27 protein-coding genes are annotated in these 25,365 nt (G+C 59.4%); 15 read left to right on the plus strand and 12 right to left on the minus strand.

The features are described 5' to 3' along the window. Positions 1-139: 139 nt before the first annotated feature. Positions 140-1,594: a TrkH family potassium uptake protein gene (locus ALO80_RS11210; protein ID WP_005755011.1), complete on the minus strand. Its 1,455-nt coding sequence runs from the start codon at positions 1,592-1,594 to the stop codon at positions 140-142. 173 nt (positions 1,595-1,767) lie between these two features. On the opposite strand from ALO80_RS11210, the gene ALO80_RS11215 reads away from it, so the two are divergent. Then, positions 1,768-2,328 (plus strand): nitroreductase family protein, encoded by a 561-nt coding sequence (locus ALO80_RS11215; protein ID WP_055009062.1) that lies wholly within the window; start codon positions 1,768-1,770, stop codon positions 2,326-2,328. Positions 2,329-2,344: 16 nt separating this feature from the next. Here the strand turns inward: ALO80_RS11215 and ALO80_RS11220 are convergent, their stop codons facing one another. From ALO80_RS11220 to ALO80_RS11245, 6 genes are all read right to left on the minus strand, one after another. Beyond that, positions 2,345-3,694 (minus strand): sensor histidine kinase, encoded by a 1,350-nt coding sequence (locus ALO80_RS11220; protein WP_055009063.1) that lies wholly within the window; start codon positions 3,692-3,694, stop codon positions 2,345-2,347. Positions 3,695-3,780: 86 nt separating this feature from the next. After that, the gene (locus tag ALO80_RS11225) at positions 3,781-4,260 is read right to left on the minus strand and encodes a Spy/CpxP family protein refolding chaperone (RefSeq protein WP_055009064.1); all 480 of its coding nucleotides are present in this window, start codon (positions 4,258-4,260) and stop codon (positions 3,781-3,783) included. Positions 4,261-4,416: 156 nt separating this feature from the next. Then, positions 4,417-5,094, minus strand: a complete 678-nt coding sequence (locus ALO80_RS11230) for a response regulator transcription factor (RefSeq protein ID WP_054984933.1) — start codon at positions 5,092-5,094, stop codon at positions 4,417-4,419. 7 nt (positions 5,095-5,101) lie between these two features. Beyond that, on the minus strand, positions 5,102-5,515 hold the full coding sequence (locus ALO80_RS11235) for a hypothetical protein (protein ID WP_055009065.1): 414 nt from the start codon (positions 5,513-5,515) through the stop codon (positions 5,102-5,104). A 144-nt stretch (positions 5,516-5,659) separates the two neighbouring features. Next, entirely contained in the window at positions 5,660-5,959 is a 300-nt protein-coding gene (locus ALO80_RS11240) for a YciI family protein (RefSeq protein ID WP_054984931.1), read from the minus strand. A gap of 1 nt (position 5,960) precedes the next feature. After that, positions 5,961-6,557 carry a septation protein A gene (locus tag ALO80_RS11245; protein ID WP_054984930.1) on the minus strand — a complete coding sequence of 199 codons (597 nt, stop codon included), beginning with the start codon at positions 6,555-6,557 and terminating at the stop codon, positions 5,961-5,963. A 65-nt stretch (positions 6,558-6,622) separates the two neighbouring features. Between ALO80_RS11245 and ALO80_RS11250 the strand changes: the two genes are divergently transcribed. The 8 genes from ALO80_RS11250 (at position 6,623) to arfB (ending at position 13,612) form a co-directional block, all read left to right on the plus strand. Continuing rightward, entirely contained in the window at positions 6,623-7,486 is an 864-nt protein-coding gene (locus ALO80_RS11250; RefSeq protein ID WP_055009066.1) for a PHP domain-containing protein, read from the plus strand. A gap of 13 nt (positions 7,487-7,499) precedes the next feature. Next, positions 7,500-8,129: an L-threonylcarbamoyladenylate synthase gene (locus ALO80_RS11255; protein WP_122302001.1), complete on the plus strand. Its 630-nt coding sequence runs from the start codon at positions 7,500-7,502 to the stop codon at positions 8,127-8,129. Between the two features lie 119 nt (positions 8,130-8,248). Then, positions 8,249-8,947, plus strand: a complete 699-nt coding sequence (locus tag ALO80_RS11260) for a segregation and condensation protein A (protein ID WP_174518948.1) — start codon at positions 8,249-8,251, stop codon at positions 8,945-8,947. A 15-nt stretch (positions 8,948-8,962) separates the two neighbouring features. Beyond that, the gene (scpB, locus tag ALO80_RS11265) at positions 8,963-9,748 is read left to right on the plus strand and encodes an SMC-Scp complex subunit ScpB (RefSeq protein WP_055009068.1); all 786 of its coding nucleotides are present in this window, start codon (positions 8,963-8,965) and stop codon (positions 9,746-9,748) included. Between the two features lie 135 nt (positions 9,749-9,883). Continuing rightward, positions 9,884-10,075, plus strand: coding sequence for a DUF1289 domain-containing protein (locus tag ALO80_RS11270; RefSeq protein ID WP_005767716.1), 192 nt, complete (start codon positions 9,884-9,886; stop codon positions 10,073-10,075). A gap of 184 nt (positions 10,076-10,259) precedes the next feature. Next, positions 10,260-11,486: a 23S rRNA pseudouridine(2605) synthase RluB gene (gene rluB, locus ALO80_RS11275; RefSeq protein ID WP_055009069.1), complete on the plus strand. Its 1,227-nt coding sequence runs from the start codon at positions 10,260-10,262 to the stop codon at positions 11,484-11,486. Positions 11,487-11,757: 271 nt separating this feature from the next. Next, positions 11,758-13,167: an amino acid permease gene (locus ALO80_RS11280; RefSeq protein WP_054984924.1), complete on the plus strand. Its 1,410-nt coding sequence runs from the start codon at positions 11,758-11,760 to the stop codon at positions 13,165-13,167. A 31-nt stretch (positions 13,168-13,198) separates the two neighbouring features. Further along, positions 13,199-13,612: an alternative ribosome rescue aminoacyl-tRNA hydrolase ArfB gene (gene arfB, locus ALO80_RS11285; RefSeq protein ID WP_054984923.1), complete on the plus strand. Its 414-nt coding sequence runs from the start codon at positions 13,199-13,201 to the stop codon at positions 13,610-13,612. A gap of 157 nt (positions 13,613-13,769) precedes the next feature. Here arfB and ALO80_RS11290 read toward each other — a convergent pair whose 3' ends face one another. The 4 genes from ALO80_RS11290 to phhA form a co-directional block, all read right to left on the minus strand. Next, positions 13,770-14,969 (minus strand): MFS transporter, encoded by a 1,200-nt coding sequence (locus ALO80_RS11290; protein WP_055009070.1) that lies wholly within the window; start codon positions 14,967-14,969, stop codon positions 13,770-13,772. A 136-nt stretch (positions 14,970-15,105) separates the two neighbouring features. Further along, entirely contained in the window at positions 15,106-15,285 is a 180-nt protein-coding gene (locus ALO80_RS11295) for a hypothetical protein (RefSeq protein WP_054984921.1), read from the minus strand. Between the two features lie 476 nt (positions 15,286-15,761). Further along, the gene (locus tag ALO80_RS11300; protein ID WP_054984920.1) at positions 15,762-16,118 is read right to left on the minus strand and encodes a 4a-hydroxytetrahydrobiopterin dehydratase; all 357 of its coding nucleotides are present in this window, start codon (positions 16,116-16,118) and stop codon (positions 15,762-15,764) included. 33 nt (positions 16,119-16,151) lie between these two features. Next, a complete protein-coding gene (phhA, locus tag ALO80_RS11305; protein WP_055009071.1) occupies positions 16,152-16,949 on the minus strand; it encodes a phenylalanine 4-monooxygenase in 798 nt (265 codons plus the stop codon). A 266-nt stretch (positions 16,950-17,215) separates the two neighbouring features. Between phhA and ALO80_RS11310 the strand changes: the two genes are divergently transcribed. After that, entirely contained in the window at positions 17,216-18,805 is a 1,590-nt protein-coding gene (locus tag ALO80_RS11310; RefSeq protein WP_055009072.1) for a sigma-54-dependent transcriptional regulator, read from the plus strand. Between the two features lie 88 nt (positions 18,806-18,893). On the opposite strand, the gene ALO80_RS11315 is transcribed toward ALO80_RS11310, so the two are convergent. Further along, positions 18,894-19,160, minus strand: a complete 267-nt coding sequence (locus tag ALO80_RS11315) for a DUF2790 domain-containing protein (protein WP_054984917.1) — start codon at positions 19,158-19,160, stop codon at positions 18,894-18,896. A 337-nt stretch (positions 19,161-19,497) separates the two neighbouring features. On the opposite strand from ALO80_RS11315, the gene acs reads away from it, so the two are divergent. From acs to ALO80_RS11340, 5 genes are all read left to right on the plus strand, one after another. Beyond that, positions 19,498-21,453: an acetate--CoA ligase gene (acs, locus tag ALO80_RS11320; protein ID WP_054984916.1), complete on the plus strand. Its 1,956-nt coding sequence runs from the start codon at positions 19,498-19,500 to the stop codon at positions 21,451-21,453. Positions 21,454-21,985: 532 nt separating this feature from the next. After that, positions 21,986-22,762 carry an ABC transporter substrate-binding protein gene (locus ALO80_RS11325; RefSeq protein WP_055009073.1) on the plus strand — a complete coding sequence of 259 codons (777 nt, stop codon included), beginning with the start codon at positions 21,986-21,988 and terminating at the stop codon, positions 22,760-22,762. An 84-nt stretch (positions 22,763-22,846) separates the two neighbouring features. Beyond that, positions 22,847-23,536 carry an ABC transporter permease gene (locus ALO80_RS11330; protein ID WP_054984914.1) on the plus strand — a complete coding sequence of 230 codons (690 nt, stop codon included), beginning with the start codon at positions 22,847-22,849 and terminating at the stop codon, positions 23,534-23,536. After that, positions 23,533-24,231, plus strand: a complete 699-nt coding sequence (locus ALO80_RS11335; RefSeq protein ID WP_054984913.1) for an ABC transporter permease — start codon at positions 23,533-23,535, stop codon at positions 24,229-24,231. Before ALO80_RS11330 ends, ALO80_RS11335 begins: the two co-directional genes overlap by 4 nt. Before the next feature lies 1 nt (position 24,232). Then, positions 24,233-25,345, plus strand: a complete 1,113-nt coding sequence (locus ALO80_RS11340) for a succinylglutamate desuccinylase/aspartoacylase family protein (protein WP_055009074.1) — start codon at positions 24,233-24,235, stop codon at positions 25,343-25,345. Positions 25,346-25,365 lie beyond the last annotated feature (20 nt).

Genomic DNA, 25,365 nt, shown 5'->3' on the forward strand with positions numbered 1-25,365 from the left:
CCCCCTGACACCACAAAACCTCCGTGTGACGCGGAGCGTCGGCACGATAATCAAAGGCTGACCTGAGTCGAACCCCAATTACCACGCGGAACGATAAAAAGCCCCGACTTTCCGGGCTCTTCAAGCGTGCTCCCAGACCTCAATGCCGCCAGAACGCAGGCACACATAGCACCAGCACAGTGATAATCTCAAGGCGGCCAAGCAGCATGCCACCGGACAGAATCCACTTGGCCGCATCCGGCAAAGTGGAGAAGTTACCAGCAGGCCCAATGACCTCACCCAGCCCTGGCCCCACGCCGGAGACCGTGCTGGCGGCACCGGTCAGCGCCGTCATCCAGTCCAGCCCGAGCAGCGAAAGCATCAGCGCAATCAGGCAGATGGTGATCGTGAAGAAAAACGAAAAGGTCAGAATCGAGCGGACGATTTCGTCATCCAGTCGATGGCCGTTGTATTTCTGCTTCATCACGGCACGTGGATGGATCAGCTGATTGAGGTTGGTCTTGAGCAGAATGTAGGCCACCTGAAAGCGGAAGATCTTCACCCCGCCCGCGGTCGAGCCAGAACAGCCCCCGATGAAGCCCAGATAGAAAAACAGCATCAGCGAGAAATTGCCCCACAGACTGTAGTCTCCAAGCGCAAAACCCGTTGTGGTCACCACCGACGTCACATTCAGCGCCACGTGGCGCAGCGCCTCGGTCCATGGCAGGTCGGTGGTATTGGCGTACCAGACGGTCATCACCAGCCACGTGACCAACAGCAGACCGATCAGCCCTTGCACCTGTTCGTCCTTGATCAACGCCTTGCGGTTGCCACGCAAGGTCGCGACATACAGCGTAAAGGGCAGGCTGCCGAGGATCATCACCACAATCGCAACCCAGTGCACCGCAGGCTGTGGCCATTTGGCCAGCGACAGGTCCGAAGTGGAGAACCCGCCCGTGGAAATCGCCGACATCGCGTGGTTGATCGCATCGAACAGGCTCATGCCCGCCGCCCAGAAGGCCAGGCTGCCCAGCGCGGTAAAACCCACGTAGGCCAGCACGATGAACTTGGCCACCATGTGCGAGCGAGGCATGACCTTTTCCGAGCGGTCCGAGGATTCGGTTTGAAACAACCGCATGCCGCCAATGCGCAGCAACGGCAGAATTGCCACGGCCATACCGATGAAACCGATGCCGCCAAGCCAGTGCAGCATCGAACGCCAGATCAGAATGCCCGGGGACATGCTGTCCAGGTGGCTGAGCACTGTCGAGCCTGTGGCAGTGATGCCTGACATGCTTTCAAAGAACGAATCGGTGTAGCTGATGTGCTGGGTCAGCAAAAAGGGCAGGGCGGCGAAGATACACACCACGATCCAGCTGGAAACCGTGAGCATGTACATGTCCCGAGGGCGCAACTGGACATTGTCGGGGCGTCCGGGCACCACCAGCGCCAGGCCGGCGATGAAGGTGATCGCGCTGGCCCACAGAAACTCGCGCAGGTCTTCGAAACGGTCGTAAATGACCAGCGTGGCCATGGGCACAATCATGGCCACAGCCAGGGTGATCAGGAAGATGCCGATAATGAAACCGATGATACGCAGGGTCGGCAACGACATGAATGGCTCTGGCAGGTATGAGGAAAGGCGCCATTCTACCTGCGCTTGAAGGCATGTAAACCAGTGCAGCCGGGGACAAGGCCAGACCGCACGGGTAAGGAATTGTCCGTCGCGCTCGTTATTGACGGTAAACAGGCTCTAGAATGCTCGATCACTTTTCAAGGAGACAGCCCATGCAGGCGCTCGACGTTTTGCTCAATCGCGTATCGGTTCCGCGACTGGTCGACCCGGCCCCGGATGCTGCACAGCGGGAAATCATGTTTGGTGCCGCATTGCGCTCGCCGGATCATGGACAGCTCAAGCCGTATCGTTTCTTGACAGTCGAAGGCCCGGCCCGTGAGCGCATGGGCGAGTTACTGGTGCAAGCGCTGCAGCACAGTGGTGCTGAAGTGACCCCGCAAGCGTTGGAAAAAGCCCGTCTTGGTCCCTTGCGCGCGCCCTTGGTCGTGGTCGTGATCGCTCGCTTGCAGGACCATTTCAAAGTCCCGCGGTCGGAACAACTGATCACCGCCGGGTGCGCTGCTCACGGAGTGCTGCTGGCCGCCTATGCACTGGGGGTCGGCGCGGTCTGGAGAACTGGCGAGTTGTCCTATGCGCCGCAGGTTGCCAAAGGCTTCGGGCTTGAGGCCGACGAGCAAGTGATTGGCTTTCTGTACCTGGGGACACCCTTGAACCCACCGCGCGAAGCGCAAAAAGTCGACGTCGGCGGGTTTGTCAGCGAGTGGCAGGGCTAGCCTTTTACGGAAGAGACTAAGCAGATGATGAACTGAGCGGCTCTCTGGGCAGATCCAGCGTGGCGATAAACCCGCCATCCGGGTGATTGCCCATAACCAGACTGCCGCCATGTCGTTCCGCTGCACGCCTGGCAATCGCCAGTCCCAGACCGTGGCCGGGTGTCGTCTGGCCGGGCGCGCGATAAAACGGCTCGCCCAGTTGCGCGAGATGCTCATCGGCAACTCCCGGGCCGTGATCGCGAACGCTCAGACGGACCAGATTGTCGACCTGGCTCGCCTGCAGATCGATCCGCCCCCCTGGCGGGTTGAAGCGCACAGCGTTGCGCAGCAGGTTGTCCAGAGCCCGCTCGATCATTTCCGGCCAGCCCTTCAGGTGCAGGTCGCTCTGTACCTCGACGCGAATGTTCTGGTCGACCCCGTCCAGTTGTGTGTCGTTCTTCAGGCGCTGCAGCAGTGAATCGAGGTCAACTGTTTCAGGGCCACGAAGCTCTGCGTCGAGGCGCGCCAGCGCCAGAATTTCGCTGATCAACGCTTCCAGTCGGTCGCATTCACGGCTCAAGCGCGGCCACAGTTTGTCCCGCTCGGCGGGCTCCGCACGTTCAGCCAGCGCCAGCGCAATGCGCAGTCGGGCCAGCGGTGAGCGCAATTCATGGGACACATCGCGCAACAGCTGGCGCTGGCTGCCGATCAGGCTTTGCAGGCGCGCGCCCATGCGGTTGAAGTCCTTGGCCAAGACGCCGAATTCGTCACGCCGGTTGGCCAACTGGCCGAGGCTGTGCTGCTGATAGCTGGTTTGCCCCAGATCGTGCACTGCGCCACGCAGGCGGCTCAGCGGTCGGGTGATCGACAACGTCACGAACAGGCTGAACAGGGTCAGAACCACCAGTGCGATGCCCAGCGCACTCAATGGCCACATCAGGCTCTGGCGATGCCACTCGTCGAGTTCCGGGTGCGGAACGCGATAGATGAACAGATAGGTTTCGCCGGTCTTCGGGCTGCTGTATTCGGTGGCAAGGCGGCGCCAGGGCAGTTTACGCCCCTGATCCTCGTCGGCCTGTTGCCGGGCCTCCAGCGCTGCGGCGCGGGGCGGGAAAGTGCCGCGCACCATCGGTTCGCCGCTGTCGCTGAGCACCTGGACGTCGATGCGATTGCGCCGCTTGATGTCCTGAAGGAATTCCTGAGCATTGTCCGCGCCCTGTTCCTCGAAGCGCTGTGTCCATTGTTCCGGCAGTGAGTTGAGCACAGGGTGACGACTGAGGATCCACGCATCCTGATTAAGCATATGCCCGACGAGTACCGACAGACCTCCCACCAGAGCAATGGCCAGCCAGAAGCTGGCCAGGATTCGCCAGAACAATGAACGCACGGGATTTCCTCGGTCTCAGTAAAAAAGCCCGGCATGCGTGCGCATGCCGGGTTGTGTTCAACTCATCGGGCCGCGAGGCCTGATGGTTACTGCGCTTTTGCTGCTTTTGCCGCTTTCCAGGCCTTGAATTCGGCCCATTCGGCGCGACGCTCATCTTCTTTCTTTTTGATTTCGTCGAACTGCTTCTGCTGTTCAGGCTGGAGCAGTGCGCGAATCTCGCTGTCTGTCTTGGAGCGCTTGGCTTCGATTTCGTCGTGCATTGCCTTCTGGTCGGCAGCAGGCATTTTTTCCAGGTAGCTTTGGGTGATTTCGCGGCGCTCGTGTCTCTGCTCGCGCATCAAGCGTTCGATCTGCTGGCGCTGTTCACGTGTCAGGTCCAGCTCACCCAGAGGTCCCATCGGGCCTGGGCCGCGACGCATGCCTGGGCCTGGGCCGCGGTCATCCCGCTCGATGTGCATGCCGGGTCCATCGGCGTCCGGACCACCAGCAGGTGGCGGTGGTGGTGCGGCCATGGCGATGGTAGGCAGGGCAGTGGCAAACATCAAAGCGATCAGGGTCTTGCGCATGGTGTATCTCCTTGTCTCTAGTGCGGCTCGATGCCGATGAGCCCAGTTTAGGGAGATCAAGGTCAAGCGCAGTCAGCGCTTGGTAAAGCTTGTGTAAGGGCGGCTGCCAACCGTCAGCTACAAAACGCTCTGCTTTGACTTGAAGCTTGCCGCTGCTCAAAGAGCGTAATAATAGCCGCGACTGCGCAGTGCGACGATGCGTGGACGGCCATCGGCGTGAGGGCCGATTTTCTTGCGCAGGTTGCTGACGTGCATGTCCAGGCTGCGGTCATAGAGCGTCAGTTTGCGACCCAGCGCCAGTTGCGCCAGTTCCTGTTTGTCCAGCGGCTCGCCGGGCTGACGCATGAGTGCCTCAAGCAGACGGCTCTCGGATACTGTGAGGGTCAGTTCCTTTTCATCGACACTCACCACCCCGCGCATCGGGCTGAAGGTCAGGTCGCCCAGTTCGAGCTGTGTGGAAGACGCCACCGGATGACTGCGACGCAGCACGGCGCGCAGGCGGGCGGTCAGTTCGCGAGGGTCGCAGGGTTTTGCCAGGTAATCGTCAGCACCCAACTCCAGACCCAGAATACGGTCCAGCGGCTCGCCGCGTGCCGAGAGCATGACCACCGGCAGGTCAGGATGGTCGGCGCGCAGTTGCTTGAGTAATTCCAGGCCGCTGCCATCGGGCAGCATCACGTCCAGTACCACGGCAGCCGGCGCTGCGTCGGCCAATGCCTGACGCGCGCTGGTCCCGTCGTGACAGGCGCGCACTTGAAAACCTTCCTGGCTCAACCAACTGCTCAGCAGTTCGCACAGCTCCTGATCATCATCGATTAGTAACAGCTCGCTCATGACTCACTCAATTTAGCCACTGCCGACGTTGCTTACGCCAGCCGCTGACCAATATACCGCACAGAAGGGCGAACATCGCAACGCCACCGCCTGCGACGAACCATTGTTGTTGCTCTGTCAGCAAGCGCGGAGGCGCAGCCGACAGTGCTTCTTTGAGCTGCAACTTGAGCTTTTGGTTCTCTTGACGCAAGCGTGTCAGCAGGGCGTTGTTGCGTTCCTGATCGACGTTCTGCAATTGGCGTGTCAACTCGTCGCGCTGACGCTCGCTGTCCTTGAGGCGCAACTGGAGGTCAGCAATCTGGCTGGCAGGGCTGGGCAGATGCAAAGGCTGCACTGCGCCGCTTTCATTAACAGTCTCGGCGTTTACCTGAAACCCTGATGCCATCAACATTGCCAACAGACACCACATACCTGAACGCATCTGAACTCCCTTTTACCGAGCCGTGTAAATTCGCACATTGAGCAGGTTATCGGCAGGGTGTCGGGAAGGATGAATGAAGGGCGGTGGTGTAACACGGCTCTGCCTCGATGGGGCAGAGCGTGTCAGGGATATCCGGAGACGGGATCAGGGCATGACTTGCTTGAACGGCTTGACCACGACATTGGCATAGACGCCCGCTGCAACGTACGGGTCGGCATCGGCCCAGGTTTTGGCAGCGCTCAAGGATTCAAACTCGGCAACGACCAGGCTGCCACTGAAACCGGCGGTCCCCGGGTCATTGCTGTCGACTGCCGGATGTGGGCCGGCCAGCACCAGACGGCCTTCGCTCTTGAGCTCGATCAGGCGTTCCAGGTGGGCCGGGCGCACGCCGAGGCGTTTTTCCAGCGAGTTCTCGACGTCGGTGGCGATGATAGCGTAGAGCATGTCAGTCCTCGGATTTGGTCGTATTGGGGGCGGTGTCGTGCAGGTGGCGTGACAGGTAGATCCCTTGGCCAACCAGGAAGATCAGGGTCATGCCCAGGCTGCCGAATACTTTGAAGTCGACCCAGAATTCCTGATAAGTGAAGGCCACGTACAGGTTGGCGGCGCCACAGAACAGGAAGAAGACGATCCAGGCGATGTTGAGCCGGGTCCAGATAGCTGCTGGCAACGTCAATGCGTGCCCCATGATGCGCTGGATAAGCGGACGGTCACCGATGAAATGACTGCCGGCGAACGCTACGGCAAACAGCCAGTTGACTACCGGCGCTTTCCATTTCAGGAAGGTTTCGCTGTGAAAGGCAAGGGTCAGGCTGCCGAATACCAGGCAGGCAACCAGCGTGAGCCACTGGCTTTTTTCAAGCTTGCGCTGTTTGACGTAAAGAATGCCGTAGACCACCACCGAACTGATGATCAGCATCGCCGTTGCGCTGAAAATGCCGCCTACCATATAGGTATTGCCGAGGATATCCACGGCACGCGGCTCGGTTTTGTAAACGAGGAAAAACAGGAGCAGCGGGATGAAGTCGATGAATTGTTTCACAATGGCAGCCAGAAGCAGGATGTGGCGGCATAATAACAAACATCAATGAACACGAAAGCACCACTATGAATGTCGACCTGCACTGCCACAGCACCGCTTCCGACGGGGCGCTCTCGCCCACGGCACTGGTTGCCCGTGCTCATGAAAACGGCGTGCGCGTCCTTTCGCTGACCGACCACGATACCCTTGAAGGGCTTGAAGAAGCCCGCGCGGCAGCGCATTCATTGGGCATGCAACTGGTCAATGGGGTGGAACTGTCCTGCACCTGGGGCGGTGCGACCATCCATATTCTGGGCTACGGCTTCGATACGCAGGCCCCGGCGCTGACCGACGCCATCGGCCGTTTGCATGAGGGGCGCTGGCTGCGCGCAGAAGAAATCAGCCGTAAATTGGCGATCAAAGGTATGCCTGGTGCGCTGGAAGGTGCTCGCGCGATCCAGCAGGAACTGGGCGACAGCGGTAATGCGCCCGCACGGCCGCATTTTGCCGACTTCATGGTCAGGGCCGGTTTCGTCAAGGATCGCGCCGAGGCGTTTCGCAAATGGCTGGGGGCGGGCAAACTGGGCGATGTGAAGCAGCACTGGCCGACCCTGGAAGACACCGTCGCCACCTTGCGTGCCTCGGGCGCATGGGTCAGCCTTGCGCATCCTTCACATTATGACTTTACCCGCAGTAAACGGCGTAAACTGGTCGGCGATTTCGTCCAGGCCGGTGGGCACGCCATAGAAGTGGTCAATGGCATGCAGCCTGCCGATCAGGTCGGCACCCTGGCCATCCTTGCACGCGAGTTCGGGCTGCTGGTTACCGCTGGCAGCGACTTCCACGGTCCTGGCAATTGGGGTGAAATCGGTACTTATCGCCCCGTGCCTGAGGATCTACCGCCTTTGTGGTGCAGATTCAAATATGAACAGCCTACTGCCGCCGTCTGAACAGGAAGTTACCGTGAGTCAATTTTTCCAGGTCCATCCGGAAAACCCGCAGCCGCGCCTGATCAAACAGGCCGCTGAAATCATCAAGGCCGGCGGGCTGGTGGTGTACCCGACAGATTCGTCCTATGCACTGGGTTGCCAGATCGGCGACAAGAGTGCCATCGAGCGTATCCGCCGCCTGCGTCAGCTGGACGACAAGCACAACTTCACCCTGATGTGCTGCGACCTGTCGCAACTGGGGTTGTTTGCCAAGGTCGACACCGGCGCGTTCCGTGCCCTCAAGGCGCATACCCCAGGCCCTTACACCTTTATCCTCAACGCCACCCGCGAAGTGCCGCGTCTGGTGCTGCACCCCAAGCGGCGCACCATTGGTCTGCGGGTGCCGAGCCACCCCATCGCCCAGGCCCTGCTCGAGCAACTGGGCGAACCGCTGATGAGCGTCAGCCTGATCATGCCGGGCGACACCGTGCCTCTTAGCGAACCCTACGAGATGCGCCAGATTCTCGAGCATCAGGTGGACCTGATCATAGATGGCGGAATCGGCGGTATTTCGGCGTCTACGGTTATCAATCTGGCCGGCGGGGAGCCCGAAGTCGTTCGTGTCGGTTGCGGTGATCCAACACCTTTCGGTGAACGCGCTTAATGACCGTCGTCGAGGCAGTGGACAGCCAGGCAGACGCCCAGCAGGAGCTGCCGTTCGCGCTGGTCTATGGGCGTGCTGTCACGCAGATGCCGCTGGACCTGTACATTCCGCCCGATGCGCTGGAGGTCTTTCTCGAGGCGTTCGAGGGGCCACTCGACCTGCTCCTGTACCTGATCCGCAAGCAGAACATCGACATCCTCGATATTCCCGTGGCCGAGATCACCAGGCAGTACATGGGCTACGTCGAGTTGATGAAAACCGTACGCCTGGAGCTGGCTGCCGAGTATCTGGTCATGGCCGCCATGCTGGCCGAGATCAAGTCGCGCATGTTGTTGCCGCGCTCGGCCGAAGTCGAAGAGGAAGAAGGCGATCCGCGTGCCGAACTGATTCGTCGATTGCAGGAATACGAGCGCTTCAAGGCAGCCGCCGAAGGCATTGACGGCCTTAGCCGGGTTGGCCGCGATGTTGTCGTGCCGAAACTGGATGCCCCCGAAGCCCGCGCCCGCAAGTTGCTGCCGGATGTGAGTCTTGAAGAAGTACTGATGTCCATGGCTGAAGTGCTGCACCGCGGGGACATGTTCGAAAGCCATCAGGTCAGCCGCGAGGCGTTGTCTACCCGCGAGCGCATGAGCGATGTACTGGAGCGTCTGAAGGGCGGTGGTTTTGTGCCGTTCGCCGAGCTGTTTACCGCCGAAGAGGGACGTCTGGGCGTGGTTGTGACGTTCATGGCGGTGCTTGAGCTGGTCAAGGAGTCCCTTGTCGAGCTGGTCCAAAACGAGCCCTTTGCGGCGATCCATGTCCGGGCGCGAGCCGAGTAGAGCAAGAATACATCCATGAACCTCAACGAACCTCGTGAACTGGCCCCGTTGCTTGAAGCATTTCTGCTGGCCTCCGGAAAGCCGCAGACGCTGGAGCGACTTTACGAGCTGTTCGAAGAAGGTGAGCGTCCAGAGCCGCCGGTGTTCAAAAAGGCACTCGAAGTGCTGCGCAAATCTTGCGAAGGGCGCGCCTTCGAGCTCAAGGAAGTGGCGTCGGGTTATCGTCTGCAGATTCGTGACCGGTTTTCCCCCTGGGTCGGTCGGCTGTGGGAAGAGCGGCCGCAGCGTTACTCCCGCGCCATGCTGGAAACGCTGGCGTTGATCGCTTACCGCCAGCCGATCACACGCGGCGAGATTGAAGATGTGCGCGGTGTGGCGGTGAACAGCCACATCGTCAAGACCTTGCTGGAGCGCGAGTGGATTCGGGTGGTGGGCTACCGTGACGTGCCCGGCAAACCGGCGATGTTCGCCACCACCAAGGGCTTTCTGGATCATTTCAATCTCAAAAGTCTCGACGAGCTGCCGCCGCTGGCCGACCTGCGCGAGATGGAAACCGAACCGGTGCTGGATTTCGAAGACGCCCCTGTGCCTGCGCACCTGCAAGCTCTGGCCGACGCCAGTCTCGACCCGGAAGCAGAGCCCGAAGCGCCCCGCGATGAAACCAGCTTCCGCACCCTGCTGGTGGAACTGGACTCGATGGAGCAGGGCCTCAAGACCGATTTCGACGATCTGCTTCGTGCGGAGCCTGAGGCTGAGAGGCAGGATGACAACGCCGATGAGGATAAAGAGCCCGACCTCTGAGAGGTCTCGCTTCCACACTGGAGCATGTGCAACGACACTTTCCAACTGTCGTGCCAACGCTCCGCGCACTTTGGTCGAATTCATGCGCCAGCCCAGGGTCACATCTGATACCACTCGCCATGAGACCCGCTGCCCATGAGTTCCACCAAGAACCCCTGCATCAGCCTGTGCAAGTTCGATGATGACATCTGCCTGGGATGCGGCCGCAGCAAGCGCGAAATCAAGGCCTGGAAGAAACTCGACAAGGACGACAAGCGTACGGTTCTTGATGAGTCTGCCAAGCGACTGGCCAAGCTCAAGACCGCCGGTCGTAAAAAGAAGAAGTGATCCAGGCATTTGCCGCTGACGCCGGATGCGTAAACCGGCGCGGGAGCGTATGATGGCCGACCCTCGGCGATCAGGTGTTGCCAAGGCTTTCAAGTATTTCGCCCTGCCGCTATCCACAGCGCGCCGGGCACAGGTCTTGCCGGTTCTCGGCCAGCCCTGATTCGACACACCGGGAGGTGCCCAGATGAGTGAAAAAGACAAGCAGGACAGCCAGGAAATCGGACCCGCAGGCGAAAAGCTGCAGAAGGTTCTGGCGCGCATTGGCGTAGGCTCGCGCCGTGATGTGGAAGCCTGGATTACCCAAGGCCGCATCAAGGTCAATGGCAAGGACGCGACCCTCGGTCAGCGCGTCGACCTGCATGACGCCATCAGTGTCGATGGTCGTGTCATCAAGCGCGAAGAGGCCGCCGAAACGGTCCGCCGCGTGATCATGTACAACAAGCCCGATGGCGAAATCTGCACCCGTGACGACCCTGAAGGCCGTCCGACCGTGTTCGATCGTCTGCCGCGCCCGAAAGAGGGCCGCTGGATCAACATCGGTCGTCTCGACATCAACACCACCGGCCTGCTGATGTTCACCACCGACGGCGAACTGGCCAACCGGCTGATGCACCCGTCGTTCGAAATGGACCGCGAATACGCGGTTCGTGTGCGTGGCGAAGTCGATGACGACATGCTGCTGCGGCTCAAGAACGGTGTGATTCTCGAAGACGGTCCTGCGCGCTTCACTGATATCCAGCAGGCACCGGGCGGCGAAGGCTTCAACCACTGGTATCACTGCGTGGTGATGGAAGGCCGTAACCGTGAAGTGCGTCGTCTCTGGGAATCCCAGGGTCTGGTGGTCAGCCGCCTGAAACGCGTGCGTTACGGGCCGGTGTTCCTCAACTCCGACCTGCCGATGGGCCGCTGGCGTGAAATGAGCCAGTATGAGGTCGACATTCTGGCGGCTGAAGTCGGTTTGCAGCCTGTGGCTCAGCCGCAGATGAATGCCAAGACCAAAGACAAGATGGAACGTTTGCAGCGCCAATCGTCGCGTCCGTTGGGCAAGGGCGAACGTGTGCGCAAGCTGCGTCCGGCCGCTGGCGCTCCGGCGACTGGCGACCGCGTACCGCGTCAGCCGCAGATTACCGGCAGCGAACGTGATCGTCCGCGTGGCGGCGACTCTACTCAGCGTCCTTCGCCGCGCAAGGACTCGGGCAAGCCCGGTTCGCGCGCGCCGCGTCCTGCCGACAACAGCCGTGGTACGCCGGTCGCCGAGCGTCCGAGCGAAATGAACAAGCGCCCGGCCAAGCCTGCTCCGAAGCGTGTCGGCATCAAGCTGGTCAACGATGATGCGCCGTCAGGCAAACGTCGTGGTCCACCGGCGGGCTCAGGTCAGCGTCCTGGCTTCGGTCGTCGCAAGCCTGAGTGATTGCGTGGTGTGAGTGAATGGCAACGCCAGCCCAGGGGGCTGGCGTTGTTGTTTTCGGCAGCCTGTAAAGCGTTGTCACATAGCTGTTGCGCATCGATCCTCCGGTTTTAAACCTCAACCTGGATGCAGGTGTACAATGCGGCGCTTTTTTCTGTGAATCATTGTTGTTCACCATCCCGGGCCGTCGGCCTCGGGTGCTGCAATGCTGTTGCGCCACACGCGGAGCAGGTTCTATTCCGTCACAGAACAAGAACAATCAGGTGGCTATTGAATGAGTGAAACAACCTCACCCGCGGGCGAGCTGAAACGCGGCCTGAAAAACCGGCACATCCAGCTGATCGCTCTGGGTGGTGCCATCGGCACTGGTCTTTTTCTAGGCTCGGCGGGCGTGCTGAAATCAGCCGGCCCCTCGATGATTCTCGGTTATGCCATCTGCGGCTTCATTGCGTTCATGATCATGCGCCAGCTCGGCGAAATGATCGTCGAAGAGCCGGTGGCCGGATCGTTCAGCCATTTCGCCCATAACTACTGGGGCGGTTTCGCCGGGTTCCTGTCGGGCTGGAATTGCTGGCTGCTGTATATCCTGGTGGGCATGTCCGAGCTGACCGCGGTCGGCAAGTACATTCATTACTGGTTGCCGGACATCCCGGGCTGGGTCTCGGCGGCGGCCTTCTTCGTACTGATCAATGCGATCAACCTGACCAACGTCAAGGTGTTCGGCGAGACCGAGTTCTGGTTCGCAATCATCAAGGTAGTGGCGATTATCGGCATGATTGCGCTGGGCAGTTACATGCTGGTCAGCGGCAGTGGTGGCCCGCAGGCGTCGGTCAGCAACCTCTGGGAGCACGGCGGGTTTTTCCCCAACGGTGTCAGCGGGCTGGTAATGGCGCTGGCGATCATCATGTTCTCGTTCGGCGGTCTGGAAATGCTCGGTTTCACCGCTGCCGAAGCCGAGCAGCCGAAGACCGTGATCCCCAAGGCGATCAACCAGGTGATCTACCGAATCCTGATTTTCTACATCGGAGCATTGGTGGTGCTGCTGTCGCTGACGCCCTGGGACAGTCTGCTGGTCAGCCTCAATGCGTCTGGCGATTCCTACAGCGGCAGCCCGTTCGTGCAGGTGTTCTCGATGCTGGGCAGCGACACCGCTGCGCACATTCTGAATTTTGTGGTGCTGACGGCAGCGCTGTCGGTCTACAACAGTGGTACTTACTGCAACAGCCGCATGCTGGTCGGCATGGCCGAGCAGGGCGACGCGCCCAAGGCGCTGGCGCAGGTCGACAGGCGCGGGGTGCCGGTCAAGGCAATATTTGCTTCGGCAGCGGTGACCGTGGTGGCGGTCCTGCTCAATTACTTTGTGCCGCAGCAGGCACTGGAACTGCTGATGTCGCTGGTGGTGGCTACACTCGTCATCAACTGGGCGATGATCAGCTATTCGCACCTGAAGTTCCGCCAGCACATGAACCGTACTGCACAAGTGCCGCTGTTCAAGGCGCTGTGGTATCCCTACGGCAACTACGTGTGCCTGGCCTTTGTGGTCTTTATCCTCGCTATCATGCTGATGATCCCCGGCATCCGGATCTCGGTTTACGCGATACCCGTCTGGCTGGTGGTGATGTGGGTATGTTACCGGGCCAAAAACAGGCGTAGCGTGTTGGTCGCTGCCAAGTCCCGCAACTAAACGTGCCTGCTCCAGAAAAGAAGATGCCTTGATGCTGGTGATTTCCAACAATGTCCATCTGCCGGACGCCGAGATCGAGTTGACTGCCATCCGTGCCCAGGGCGCGGGTGGCCAGAACGTCAACAAGGTCTCCAGTGCTGTGCATTTGCGCTTCGACATCAAGGCCTCGTCGCTGCCGCCGTTCTACAAGGAGCGGCTGCTGGCGTTAAGTGACAGTCGCATTACCAGCGAAGGCGTGGTCGTGCTCAAGGCCCAGCAATACCGTACTCAGGAGCAGAACCGCGCCGATGCCTTACTGCGTCTGAGTGAGCTGATCGTCAACGCGGCCAAGGTGGAAAAGAAACGCCGCCCGACCCGCCCGACCCTGGGTTCCAAGACTCGCCGCCTGGAGTCCAAGAGCAAGCGCGGCTCAATCAAGGCCGGGCGCGGGAAAGTGGATTTCTGAGCGTAAGTCGAGAGTATCGCTCCTCAGGCTCCAGCGTGGGGATGCCTTGGGTGATGCTCTGCGTCACAAATCTGCGCCGCACCAGACACTCAAGATCGGACGCAGAGCGTCCAGAACGACGTTACCACGCTGGGAACGGTAGGATGAGCGCGGGGCATCACTGGCGCACCCCCTGCGTCTGTTTGTACAGATAGACGCTCAGGCCCAACCCGGTGAGTGACGCCAGGGCCGCAAACAGAAAGATCGAGACAAAGCCGAAACCGGCGGCAATCGCACCTGCCAGCGGCCCCGTGATGCCCAGTGAAAGATCGATGAATAGCGAGTAAGCGCCCACTGCTGCGCCTCGGCTTGATGCCGGGACCAGATTGACCGCTTCCACGCCCAGCGCCGGGAATACCAGTGAAAAACCGAAGCCGGTCAACGCCGCGCCAGCCAGCGCCAGGTCCGGCGTGGGGGCCATCCACAACAGCAGCAGCCCCAGGCTTTCCACGGACAGACAGGCAATTGCCACCCGAAAGCCACCCAGGCGATTGATCAGGTTGCCGAACAGCAGGCGCGCCGCGATGAAACTGCCGCCGAACAGCGTCAGGCACAGCGCTGCATTAGGCCAGTGATTGCTTGCGTAGTACAAGGTAATGAAGGTGGCGATGGTGCCAAAGCCAATGCCGCCCAGCGCCAGACCCATGCCGTGCGGCAGCACTCGCCCCAGTACATGCATGAAGGGCAGCCGTTCACCCTGCACGATGGGGGCGGCCTGCTTGTTCCAGGTCAGATACAGACCCAGCGAGCAGAGCAGCATGATGCTCACGCCCACCGTCCACAATCCGAGCGAATTGACCATCCAGACACCCAGCGGCGCGCCGATGGCCAGTGCGCCATAGCTGGCGATGCCGTTCCAGGAAATCACTTTGGCGGTGTTCTGCGCCCCGACGCGGCCGATACCCCAGCCAATCGAGCCCGAACCCACCAGGCTTTCCGCGCTGCCAAGGATCACGCGTCCAATCAGCAGGATCACCAGACTTGCCATCGGCCAGCTGTCCAGCCAGACCGGCACCAGCATGAACACGCCGCTCAATCCGCAGCCGGCCAGGCCGATCTGTACGGCTTTCTTGCTGCCAAGGTTGTCGATGACGCGACTCGCCCATGGCCGGCTGATCAACGTAGCCAGGTACTGAACGCTGATCACCAGTCCTGCGATGACTGCACCGAAGCCCAGATCGCTGTGGACATAGCCGGGCAGAACGGCAAGCGGGATGCCGATGTTCAAGTAGCCGATAAAGGTGAACATGACGATGGAGACGACGGTCAGGGTAACGGCCATCGGAGTTTGCGGTGTGGTTTGCTGTGTCTCGGGCATGAGGTGGGCTTTCGTTCTGTGCGGGCATGGCGTTCGAGCGGGCAGGGAAAACCCTTAGCAAGCTCTCGAAGTGCTCATCATACCGACGCATCGCGTGATGCAGGTGTAACAGATTGAAATAAACGGCGAATGGAGGTTATTTGTTCGCCGGAGCTACGAGCCGGGTGGTCACAAGGGCAGCCAAGGCGTTTTCCTGAGTACCGAACCGGGCGAGCAGGGCGCTCTGTTTTTCGGGGCTGAGGCGTGACCAGATTTCGATCATTTGCTCGGCGGTGCCGATCAGGGCACTGGCCTGTGTTTCAGTGAAGTCGCTCATGAGGATCTGCTGTTTGCCTGTTGCTGGTTTTCCAGGCGTATTGAAAATCGGCCAGACCGTTTTTCGATACGCCTGAAAACAATCGCCTTCAGTCTTTGCTTCCGGCTTTCTGGCTGTCTTGAGCCGAGGGTGCTGCTTTCATTGCGACAGGTTGACCAAGCTCCTGTTGAGCCAGGGTCGACTGCTGCGGTTCCTGTTGGCCTGGTGGGAAGTTAGGGATTTCATGCATCGTCGTCGCTCCTCGCAAGGGGTTGCAGATAGAACCGTGCTTTAAAAAAGCATGCGCAGGATACCCCACTGAAAATGACAATCAGGATATTTTTTTATCCTCATCGGCGTGTCAGCGAAACAAAATCGCATTTTTACTGTCCCGGTCTCTCCCTCACGAATCGCTGCACGGTATGGTTTTACGGTGCTTTGCCTGGGCCAGAGCGCAAAAAACAGCGCTCTTTATCCCTGTAAATTTTTCTGCAAAATTATTTGCGGCCCTCTGCACCTGTCGCTACACCGTCGGTTCGCGCGGCCATGATGAAGTCGTTGCGGTGCAGTCCCTTGATCGAATGGCTCCACCAGGTCACGGTCACTTTGCCCCACTCGGTCAGCAGCCCCGGGTGATGACCTTCAGCCTCGGCAATTTCGCCAACCGCATTGGTAAATGCCAGCGCCCATTTGAAATTCTTGAACAGAAACACTTTTTCCAGTTGCATGACGCCATCGCGCACTTCGATGTTCCAGTCGGGGATCTGCTTCAGCAGTTCCGGCAACTCGGCTTCGCTGACTTGCGGGGCGTTGGCGCTGCAGGCTTCGCAGTGGGCTTGATTCAACGTGCTCATGAATGGGTTTCCTTTTTAAATACCTGGCCGCTTTCAGGCCGCATGGTCTTTGGTTTTAGGTGGAAATCTGGGGGCGTGCAAGCCCAACCGCATGCCTTGCCCGACCAGCGCCATGATGTCCTCATGCGCCAGGTCGAACAGGCGCTTTAGATTTGGCAGGACAAAATACAGCGGTTGCAGAATGTCGATCCGGTAAGGCGTGCGCATCGCTTCAAGCGGTTCGAAAGGCTGATGCACAGGGGCTGAAGACAGGCTATACAGGGCTTCCTTGGGCGAAGAAAGAATGCCGCCGCCATAGATTTTTCGCCCCTGAGGCGTATCGACCAGTCCGAATTCGATGGTCATCCAGTACAGGCGGGCCAGGTACACGCGTTGTTCCTTGCTGGCACTCAGGCCGAGTTTGCCGTAGGTATGGGTGAATTCTGCAAACCACGGATTGGTCAGCAGCGGGCAGTGACCAAAGATTTCATGAAAGATGTCCGGTTCCTGCAGATAGTCCAGTTCCTCCTCGGTGCGAATAAAGGTCGCTACCGGGAAGCGCTTGCTGGCCAACAGTTCAAAGAACGTCTGGAAGGGAATCAGCGCGGGCACTCGCTCAACCTGCCAGCCGGTGGCCGCATCCAGCACCTTGTTGATTTCACCCAGCTGTGGAATGCGATCGAGGGGCAGGCCCAGTTGCTCGATACCGTCCAGATACTCCTGGCAGGCACGCCCTTGGATGATGTTCATCTGCCGGGTAATCAGAGTGTTCCATACCGCATGTTCGCCTGCGGTGTAATCAATGAAGCCCGAAGCGTCCGGCTCGCGTGCCACGTAAAGCGTCTGGGCCATGCTGATATCCTCGAAAGGCTGTTTTTGTCGACGTATTTTTGTAAAAGCCTGACTGCAGGAATAACCCGCTTTCGGCCTGTGGTCAGTACGGGAAAGCCCTCTTGCGCCAGTGTTTTTGCTCAGCCCCGTAACGAAAACTTTACTATTGGTCTTCGCTCGACATAAATACAGCTCTGCGGGTCCTCGCGAAGCGCGCGTCTGTAACGTATTGTTGACGGCAAGTTTTGTCATTGACTGAAAAACACGCTTACAGGAGCGAATGCCCCATGCGTATCAAGGTGCACTGCCAGAACCGGATCGGCATCCTTCGCGACATTCTCGATCTGCTGGTGGCCTATGGCGTCAACGTGGCGCGCGGTGAGGTGGGTGGCGAGCATGGCGACGCGATCTATCTGCATTGCCCGAATCTGATGAACCTGCAGTTTCAGGCCCTGCGTCCGAAGTTCGAGGCGATCACCGGCGTGTTCGGCGTCAAGCGCGTCGGGTTGATGCCCAGCGAGCGTCGGCATATGGAACTCAACGCTCTGCTTGGCGCGCTGGAGTTCCCTGTGCTGTCCATCGACATGGCCGGTGCAATCGTTGCGGCCAACCGTGCAGCGGCGCAGTTACTGGGCGTGCGGGTCGATGAGGTGCCGGGCATACCATTGTCGCGCTATGCCGAAGATTTCGACTTGCCCGAGCTGGTGCGTGCCAGTCAGTCACGGATCAATGGTCTGCGGGTCAAGGTGCGCGGTGATGTATTTCTCGCCGACATCGCCCCGTTGCAATCGGAACACGACGACAGCGAAGCCATGGCCGGTGCCGTGCTGACGCTGCACCGCGCTGATCGGGTCGGTGAGCGCATCTACCATGTGCGCAAGCAGGAATTGCGCGGTTTCGACAGCATCTTTCAAAGTTCGAAAGTCATGGCTGCGGTAGTCCGCGAGGCGCGACGCATGGCGCCACTGGACGCGCCCCTGCTGATCGAGGGCGAAACCGGCACCGGCAAGGAATTACTGGCCCGTGCCTGTCACCTCGCCAGCCCGCGCGGCCAATCCCCGCTGATGGCGCTCAACTGCGCCGGGCTGTCGGAGTCGATGGCCGAGATCGAGTTGTTCGGCTATGACCCGGGCGCGTTCGAAGGGGCGAGAGCCGAGGGTCGATTAGGGCTGCTGGAACTGACGGCGGGCGGCACACTGTTCCTGGATGGCGTGGGTGAGCTGAGCGCGCGCATGCAGGCCAAGCTGTTGCGCTTCATTCAAGACGGCAGCTTTCGCCGTGTTGGCAGTGACGAAGACATGTTTCTCGATGTGCGAGTGATGTGTTCGACCCAGGTCGACCTGTCGGAGCTGTGCGCCCAAGGGGCGTTCAGGCAGGACCTTTACCATCGCCTCAATGTGCTGTCGCTGCACATACCGCCGTTGCGCGACTGTCTGGACGGCCTTGAGCCGCTGGTCGAGCACTTTCTGGATCACGCCAGCCGCCAGATCGGTTGCCCGTTGCCAGGCATTTCGGCAGCGGCCATTCAGCGCCTGGGTCAGTATCACTGGCCCGGCAATGTGCGGCAGCTGGAAAATGTATTGTTTCAGGCTGTATCGCTTTGCGAAAGCGACAAGGTGCAGGCCGAGCATATTCGTTTACCGGATTACGGTGTGCGGCCCGGGTTGAACGATATGTCTCTCGAAGGCGGGTTGAGCGCTATTATCGGGCGCTTCGAAAAGTCGGTGCTGGAACATTTATATGCGCACTATCCCAGCAGTCGTCAATTGGCCAGGCGTTTGGGGGTGTCTCATACAACGATTGCCAACAAGTTGCGTGACTATGACGTGGGCCGGGAATCAGGTCGGCACGCGGCCGATCAACGATCTGCCGATTGATCGCACGACCACTCACGCCGTGCATGCGCCTCGCAATCAATATCTGCGAGGCGTTATGCACATATATACACAGCTGCAGCGGGTAACCTCAACCGTTGCTGCAGCCGTTGCCCATTACCTGATAGCTCATGGTGTGTCGTGCGCCTTGCGAGTCTTCATACACCATGCGCGCCGGGACCACCTGGCAGACATTGGGGATCTGGCTGATGGAGATAACCCGTGCGATATCCAGATGCGTACCGTATGTGTATTGCTCGACGCGGGCTTGCTGGGCGGCCACTTTGGTCTGCGATTCTTCGGCCATGGCAAGGCTGCTGACACCGCAAAGGGCCAGTGCCACTAATAAAGCTTTCATTATGTTTTTACCTGTTTGAATGTGAGCGCCGTCGCATCACGTTTTTTGACGTCATGTGTTAAAACGGTTGGACACGTTTTTCGAGTGGGAACAACACTGCGTGGGGGCAGTTGATGTTTGCCGTGTTGGCGGATCGAATTCTATGCCTGTTGAGGCAGCGCATATATAAAGACTTTGGATAAGCGCTTTTATCAAAATGGTAATAATCTGACAGCCGCTCCGCGCGTATGGCTTGACGCTCCGGTTTCGCCGGTAAGACCAACGTCGAATGGCCCCACCGGTTGGGGCGGGATACAACAGGGGCATAAAACAACAACTATCCACCGAGGTAACCAAGATGAGTGCAGCTTCCCTGTACCCCGTCCGCCCAGAAGTCGCAGCGACTACGCTGACGGATGAAGCGACCTACAAGGCCATGTACCAGCAGTCGGTGGTCAACCCTGATGGTTTCTGGCGTGAACAGGCTCAGCGCCTCGACTGGATCAAACCTTTCACTGTCGTCAAACAGACGTCCTTCGATGATCACCGCGTCGACATCAAATGGTTTGCCGACGGTACGTTGAACGTTGCCTATAACTGCCTGGACCGCCATCTGGCCGAGCGCGGCGACAGCATCGCCATTATCTGGGAGGGGGACGACCCGTCCGAGCATCGTGAAATCACCTATCGCGAGCTGCACGAGGAAGTCTGCAAGTTTGCCAATGCACTGCGCGGTCAGGATGTGCACCGCGGCGATGTCGTCACCATCTACATGCCGATGATTCCCGAGGCTGTGGTCGCCATGCTGGCATGCGCCCGTATCGGTGCCATTCACTCGGTGGTGTTCGGCGGGTTCTCGCCGGAAGCACTGGCGGGACGGATCATCGATTGCAGTTCGAAAGTGGTCATCACTGCCGACGAAGGCCTGCGTGGCGGCAAAAAGACTGCGCTCAAGGCCAACGTCGACCGTGCCTTGACCAATCCGGAAACCAGCAGCGTGCAGAAAGTCATCGTCTGCAAGCGCACCGGTGGCGACATCGAGTGGAACCGTCATCGTGACATCTGGTACCACTCGCTTCTTGAGGTGGCGTCCAGCACCTGCGCACCCAAAGAGATGGGTGCCGAAGAGTCGCTGTTCATCCTTTACACCTCGGGCTCGACCGGCAAACCCAAGGGCGTGCTGCACACCACTGCAGGGTATCTGCTCTATGCGGCGCTGACCCACGAGCGCGTGTTCGACTACAGGCCCGGTGAAATCTACTGGTGCACCGCCGACGTCGGCTGGGTAACCGGGCACAGCTATATTGTCTACGGGCCTCTGGCCAATGGTGCAACCACGCTGTTGTTCGAAGGTGTGCCGAACTATCCGGACATCACACGTGTGTCGAAAATCATCGACAAGCACAAGGTCAATATCCTCTACACCGCGCCTACTGCCATTCGCGCCATGATGGCCGAAGGCACCAAGTCCGTTGAGGGTGCCGATGGCTCGAGCCTGCGTCTCCTGGGTTCGGTGGGCGAGCCGATCAACCCGGAAGCCTGGGGCTGGTACTACGACACCGTTGGCAAACAGAACTGCCCGATTGTCGATACTTGGTGGCAGACAGAAACCGGCGGCATCCTGATCAGCCCATTGCCGGGTGCAACCGCGCTGAAGCCGGGCTCGGCGACACGGCCGTTCTTTGGTGTGATTCCGGCGCTGGTGGACAATCTGGGCAACCTTATCGAGGGCGCAGCCGAGGGCAATCTGGTGATTCTCGATTCCTGGCCAGGCCAGTCACGCTCGCTGTACGGCGATCACGATCGTTTCGTCGATACTTATTTCAAGACATTCCGTGGCATGTACTTCACCGGTGACGGCGCCCGTCGTGACGAGGACGGTTATTTCTGGATCACCGGGCGGGTGGACGACGTGCTCAACGTTTCCGGCCACCGCATGGGGACGGCCGAGATTGAAAGCGCGATGGTTGCGCACCCTAAAGTTGCCGAAGCCGCCGTGGTCGGCGTGCCACACGACTTGAAAGGGCAGGGCATATACGTGTACGTCACGCTCAATGGGGGCGAGGAACCGAGTGACGCACTGCGCACCGAGCTGCGCAACTGGGTGCGCAAGGAGATCGGCCCGATCGCTTCTCCGGACTTCATTCAATGGGCTCCTGGCCTGCCGAAGACCCGTTCGGGCAAGATCATGCGCCGCATCCTGCGCAAGATTGCGACCGCCGAATACGATGCGCTGGGGGATATTTCGACGCTGGCCGATCCGGGTGTGGTGCAGCACCTGATTGACACGCACAAGACCATGAACGCTGCCTGATCGATCATTGATCGCTTGAATGCGCCCCGTCCGGTGAAAGCCTGGCGGGGCGCTTTTGTTTTCGGGCCCGGCACTGGAAACGGGATATATATCGGTTTGTTACGGGTTTACACGACGTTGTCGGGCGGTGCTTCGTTGTGGGACGTTGGCCGACTTTTTTGTGGGAAAGCACGACGCATTTTGGCCTTTCATCCACCACATGAAACGCTGGGCTTGCCGGATTAGAAGGGTTTGCCAATAATGGGCGCGCTTTTTGCTGTTATCACAGGTTGAGGTTGTTCTTCTGGATCAGTAGAAACATGCTTCGTCAATAGCTGGTGGTGGGCTTTCATGCGCTTCTGTAACTAGTTGTCGCATTGAAGAAATATCGACTTCGAGCCTGTCGTTAAAATGCCCCTCATTCGCCGAAGGTCTGTGAGCCGCCAATGCGGTGTCACGCGTCCGGCGTCGCTCTCCCCCGAGATTGTCCTTTCGCACATTGGGCGCTTGCTCACTTTGCCACTTGTCGTGCTTTACCGATGGAGTCCTGGAAATGAAAAAGCTCATGCTTATTGGCGCGATGGCGTTGTCCGTGCTCGCCCAGCCGATCTTTGCTGATGAAAAACCACTGAAAATCGGCATCGAAGCGGCTTACCCGCCGTTCGCTTCCAAGGCCCCGGATGGCAGCATCGTCGGCTTCGACTACGACATCGGCAATGCGCTGTGTGAAGAAATGAAGGTCAAGTGCACTTGGGTCGAGCAGGAATTCGATGGCCTTATCCCGGCGCTGAAAGTGCGCAAGATCGACGCCATCCTTTCGTCGATGTCCATCACCGACGACCGCAAGAAGTCTGTCGACTTCACCGGCAAGTATTACAATTCCCCGGCGCGTCTGGTCATGAAGGACGGCACAGTGATCAGCGACAGCCTGGCTGAACTCAAGGGCAAGAAGATCGGCGTGCAGCGCGGTTCGATCCACGAGCGTTTCGCACGTGAAGTCCTCGCGCCCAAAGGCGTGGAAGTGACGCCCTATGGTTCGCAGAACGAAATCTATCTGGACATCGGTGCCGGTCGTCTGGACGGCACCATCGCCGATGCCACGCTGCTGCAGGATGGTTTCCTGAAAACCGATGCAGGCAAGGGCTATGCGTTCACAGGTCCAGCGTTCACCGACCCTGAATACTTCGGTGACGGTATCGGCATCGCCGTGCGCAAGGGTGACAAGGCCAACCTTGAGCGTCTCAATGCCGCCATTGCCGCGATCCGTGCCAACGGCAAGTACAAGGCGATCCAGGACAAGTATTTCGACTTCGATATCTACGGCAAGTAAATCGTCGTACCGGTACTGATCAGTGGCGCAAACAGAACTGCCTGGATTGCGCCATTTTTATTCCACGCTTGAGGACCGCACATCATGTTGAAAGGTTACGGAGCTGTCATCCTCGAAGGTGCCTGGCTGACGTTGCAGCTGGCCCTGTCGTCGATGGCTCTGGCGATCGTTCTCGGTCTGATCGGCGTGGCGCTGCGGCTTTCGCCGGTCCGCTGGATTGCCTGGCTGGGCGATCTTTACAGCACGGTGATTCGCGGCATTCCCGATCTGGTCCTGATCCTGCTGATCTTCTACGGCGGTCAGGACCTGCTCAACCGCGTCGCGCCCTTGCTGGGGTTCGACGACTACATCGACCTTGATCCGCTGCTGGCCGGGATCTGCACGCTGGGCTTTATCTTCGGGGCCTATCTCTCGGAAACCTTTCGCGGTGCCTTCATGGCGATTCCCAAAGGGCAGGCCGAGGCCGGCATGGCGTATGGCCTGAGCAGCGGCAAGGTATTCTTCCGCATTCTGGTGCCGCAGATGATTCGTCTGGCGATCCCCGGTTTTACCAACAACTGGCTGGTACTGACCAAGGCCACTGCGCTGATTTCCGTGGTCGGTCTGCAGGACATGATGTTCAAGGCCAAGCAGGCGGCCGATGCCACCCGCGAACCTTTCACCTTTTTTCTGGCGGTTGCGGCGATGTATCTGGTGATTACCAGCGTTTCGCTGCTTGCGCTGCGTTACCTCGAAAAACGCTACTCGGCAGGCGTCAGGGCGGCTGATCTATGATCTTTGACTACAACGTGATCTGGGACAGCCTGCCGCTGTACTTCGGCGGCTTGCTGACCACCCTGAAACTGCTGGCGATTTCTCTCGCGTTCGGGCTGCTCGCGGCCTTGCCGCTGGGCTTGATGCGAGTATCGAAAAACCCGTGGGTCAACCTGCCGGCGTGGCTGTACACCTATGTGATTCGCGGCACGCCAATGCTGGTGCAATTGTTCCTGATCTACTACGGACTTGCCCAGTTCGGTGCGGTGCGCGAAAGCTTTCTATGGCCCTGGCTGTCCAGCGCCACCTTTTGTGCCTGCCTGGCGTTTGCCATCAACACCAGTGCCTACACGGCCGAGATCATCGCTGGCAGCCTCAAGGCCACGCCGGCCGGTGAAATCGAGGCGGCTCGGGCCATGGGCATGTCGAAGGCAAAGATGTACCGCCGTATTCTGTTGCCGTCGGCATTGCGCCGGGCACTGCCGCAGTACAGCAATGAGGTCATCATGATGCTGCAGACGACCAGTCTGGCCTCTATTGTGACCCTGATCGACATTACCGGTGCCGCGCGCACAGTCAATGCGCAGTTCTACCTGCCTTTCGAGGCTTACGTCACCGCAGGCGTTTTCTATCTGTGCCTGACATTCATTCTGGTGCGGCTGTTCAAGATTGCCGAACGTCGCTGGCTGGGCTATCTCGCCCCTCGGAAGGTCTGAAATGCAAAGAATCGACCATGTATTGCCGTGGAGCAGTCTCGGCACCGAACGCACGCTGAGCGTCTTCCGCTTCGGCACCGGCGAGCGCAAGGCCTACATCCAGGCCAGTCTGCATGCCGATGAACTGCCTGGTATGCGCACCGCCTGGGAGTTGAAAAAGCGCCTGACCGTGCTGGAACAGCAGGGGCTGCTCAAAGGTGTTATCGAGCTGGTGCCGGTGGCCAACCCGCTAGGGCTGGGGCAGTTGCTGCAAGGCTCACACCAGGGGCGCTTCGAGTTCGGCAGCGGCAAGAATTTCAACCGTGATTTCACCGAGTTGAGCGAGCCGGTTGCGGAGTTGCTGGAGGGCCAGTTGGGCGATGATCCGCGCGCCAACACGCAGTTGATTCGTCAGGCAATGACCACTGCACTGGACGGCCTGCCTGCTGCACAATCCGAGTTGCAGGGCATGCAGCGCATTCTGCTCAAGCATGCCTGTATAGCTGATGTAGTCCTTGATCTGCATTGCGATGCCGATGCCGCGCTGCACATGTATGCCTTGCCGCAGCACTGGCCGCAATGGCGCTCGTTGTCGGCGCACCTGAACATTCAGGTGGCGTTGCTGGCCGAGGACTCCGGCGGCAGTTCCTTCGATGAGGCCTGCTCGCTGCCGTGGTTACGTCTTTCGCGGTTCTTCCCGCAGGCGCAGATTCCGCTGGCGTGTCTGGCGACTACCATCGAGTTGGGCGGTCAGGCCGATACCGGCAGGCCTCAGGCACAAGCACACGCCGAAGGCATTCTGGCGTTTCTGGCCGAGCAGGGCTTTATCAGCGGCGACTGGCCGCAGCCTGCACATGAAGCCTGTGAAGGCATGCCATTCGAAGGTACCGAATTGCTTTATGCGCCGCATCCCGGCGTGGTGACATTCCTGCGTGCCGCAGGCGACAGGGTCGAAATCGGCGATCCGCTGTTCGAAGTCATCGATCCGCTGTCCGATCAGGTCAGTACCATTTGTGCGAATACTGCCGGGGTGTTGTTTGCCATCGAGCGGCTTCGTTACGCTCAACCAGGTTTCTGGCTGGCTAAAGTGGCAGGGCGCACTGCGCTGCGTCACGGACGTCTGCTCAGTGATTGACCGTTCTGTGGAAACCCAAA

The organism is Pseudomonas caricapapayae (assembly GCF_001400735.1).
GTDB lineage: Bacteria > Pseudomonadota > Gammaproteobacteria > Pseudomonadales > Pseudomonadaceae > Aquipseudomonas > Aquipseudomonas caricapapayae.

Coding starts and splice junctions, on each gene's coding strand:
- ALO80_RS11210 (WP_005755011.1), bottom strand. CDS start 1,594: ATGTCGTTGCCGACCCTGCGTATCATCGGTTTCATTATCGGCATCTTC.
- ALO80_RS11215 (WP_055009062.1), top strand. CDS start 1,768: ATGCAGGCGCTCGACGTTTTGCTCAATCGCGTATCGGTTCCGCGACTG.
- ALO80_RS11225 (WP_055009064.1), bottom strand. CDS start 4,260: ATGCGCAAGACCCTGATCGCTTTGATGTTTGCCACTGCCCTGCCTACC.
- ALO80_RS11230 (WP_054984933.1), bottom strand. CDS start 5,094: ATGAGCGAGCTGTTACTAATCGATGATGATCAGGAGCTGTGCGAACTG.
- ALO80_RS11235 (WP_055009065.1), bottom strand. CDS start 5,515: ATGCGTTCAGGTATGTGGTGTCTGTTGGCAATGTTGATGGCATCAGGG.
- ALO80_RS11240 (WP_054984931.1), bottom strand. CDS start 5,959: ATGCTCTACGCTATCATCGCCACCGACGTCGAGAACTCGCTGGAAAAA.
- ALO80_RS11250 (WP_055009066.1), top strand. CDS start 6,623: ATGAATGTCGACCTGCACTGCCACAGCACCGCTTCCGACGGGGCGCTC.
- scpB (WP_055009068.1), top strand. CDS start 8,963: ATGAACCTCAACGAACCTCGTGAACTGGCCCCGTTGCTTGAAGCATTT.
- ALO80_RS11270 (WP_005767716.1), top strand. CDS start 9,884: ATGAGTTCCACCAAGAACCCCTGCATCAGCCTGTGCAAGTTCGATGAT.
- rluB (WP_055009069.1), top strand. CDS start 10,260: ATGAGTGAAAAAGACAAGCAGGACAGCCAGGAAATCGGACCCGCAGGC.
- ALO80_RS11280 (WP_054984924.1), top strand. CDS start 11,758: ATGAGTGAAACAACCTCACCCGCGGGCGAGCTGAAACGCGGCCTGAAA.
- arfB (WP_054984923.1), top strand. CDS start 13,199: ATGCTGGTGATTTCCAACAATGTCCATCTGCCGGACGCCGAGATCGAG.
- ALO80_RS11290 (WP_055009070.1), bottom strand. CDS start 14,969: ATGCCCGAGACACAGCAAACCACACCGCAAACTCCGATGGCCGTTACC.
- ALO80_RS11295 (WP_054984921.1), bottom strand. CDS start 15,285: ATGAGCGACTTCACTGAAACACAGGCCAGTGCCCTGATCGGCACCGCC.
- ALO80_RS11300 (WP_054984920.1), bottom strand. CDS start 16,118: ATGAGCACGTTGAATCAAGCCCACTGCGAAGCCTGCAGCGCCAACGCC.
- phhA (WP_055009071.1), bottom strand. CDS start 16,949: ATGGCCCAGACGCTTTACGTGGCACGCGAGCCGGACGCTTCGGGCTTC.
- ALO80_RS11310 (WP_055009072.1), top strand. CDS start 17,216: ATGCGTATCAAGGTGCACTGCCAGAACCGGATCGGCATCCTTCGCGAC.
- ALO80_RS11315 (WP_054984917.1), bottom strand. CDS start 19,160: ATGAAAGCTTTATTAGTGGCACTGGCCCTTTGCGGTGTCAGCAGCCTT.
- acs (WP_054984916.1), top strand. CDS start 19,498: ATGAGTGCAGCTTCCCTGTACCCCGTCCGCCCAGAAGTCGCAGCGACT.
- ALO80_RS11325 (WP_055009073.1), top strand. CDS start 21,986: ATGAAAAAGCTCATGCTTATTGGCGCGATGGCGTTGTCCGTGCTCGCC.
- ALO80_RS11330 (WP_054984914.1), top strand. CDS start 22,847: ATGTTGAAAGGTTACGGAGCTGTCATCCTCGAAGGTGCCTGGCTGACG.
- ALO80_RS11335 (WP_054984913.1), top strand. CDS start 23,533: ATGATCTTTGACTACAACGTGATCTGGGACAGCCTGCCGCTGTACTTC.
- ALO80_RS11340 (WP_055009074.1), top strand. CDS start 24,233: ATGCAAAGAATCGACCATGTATTGCCGTGGAGCAGTCTCGGCACCGAA.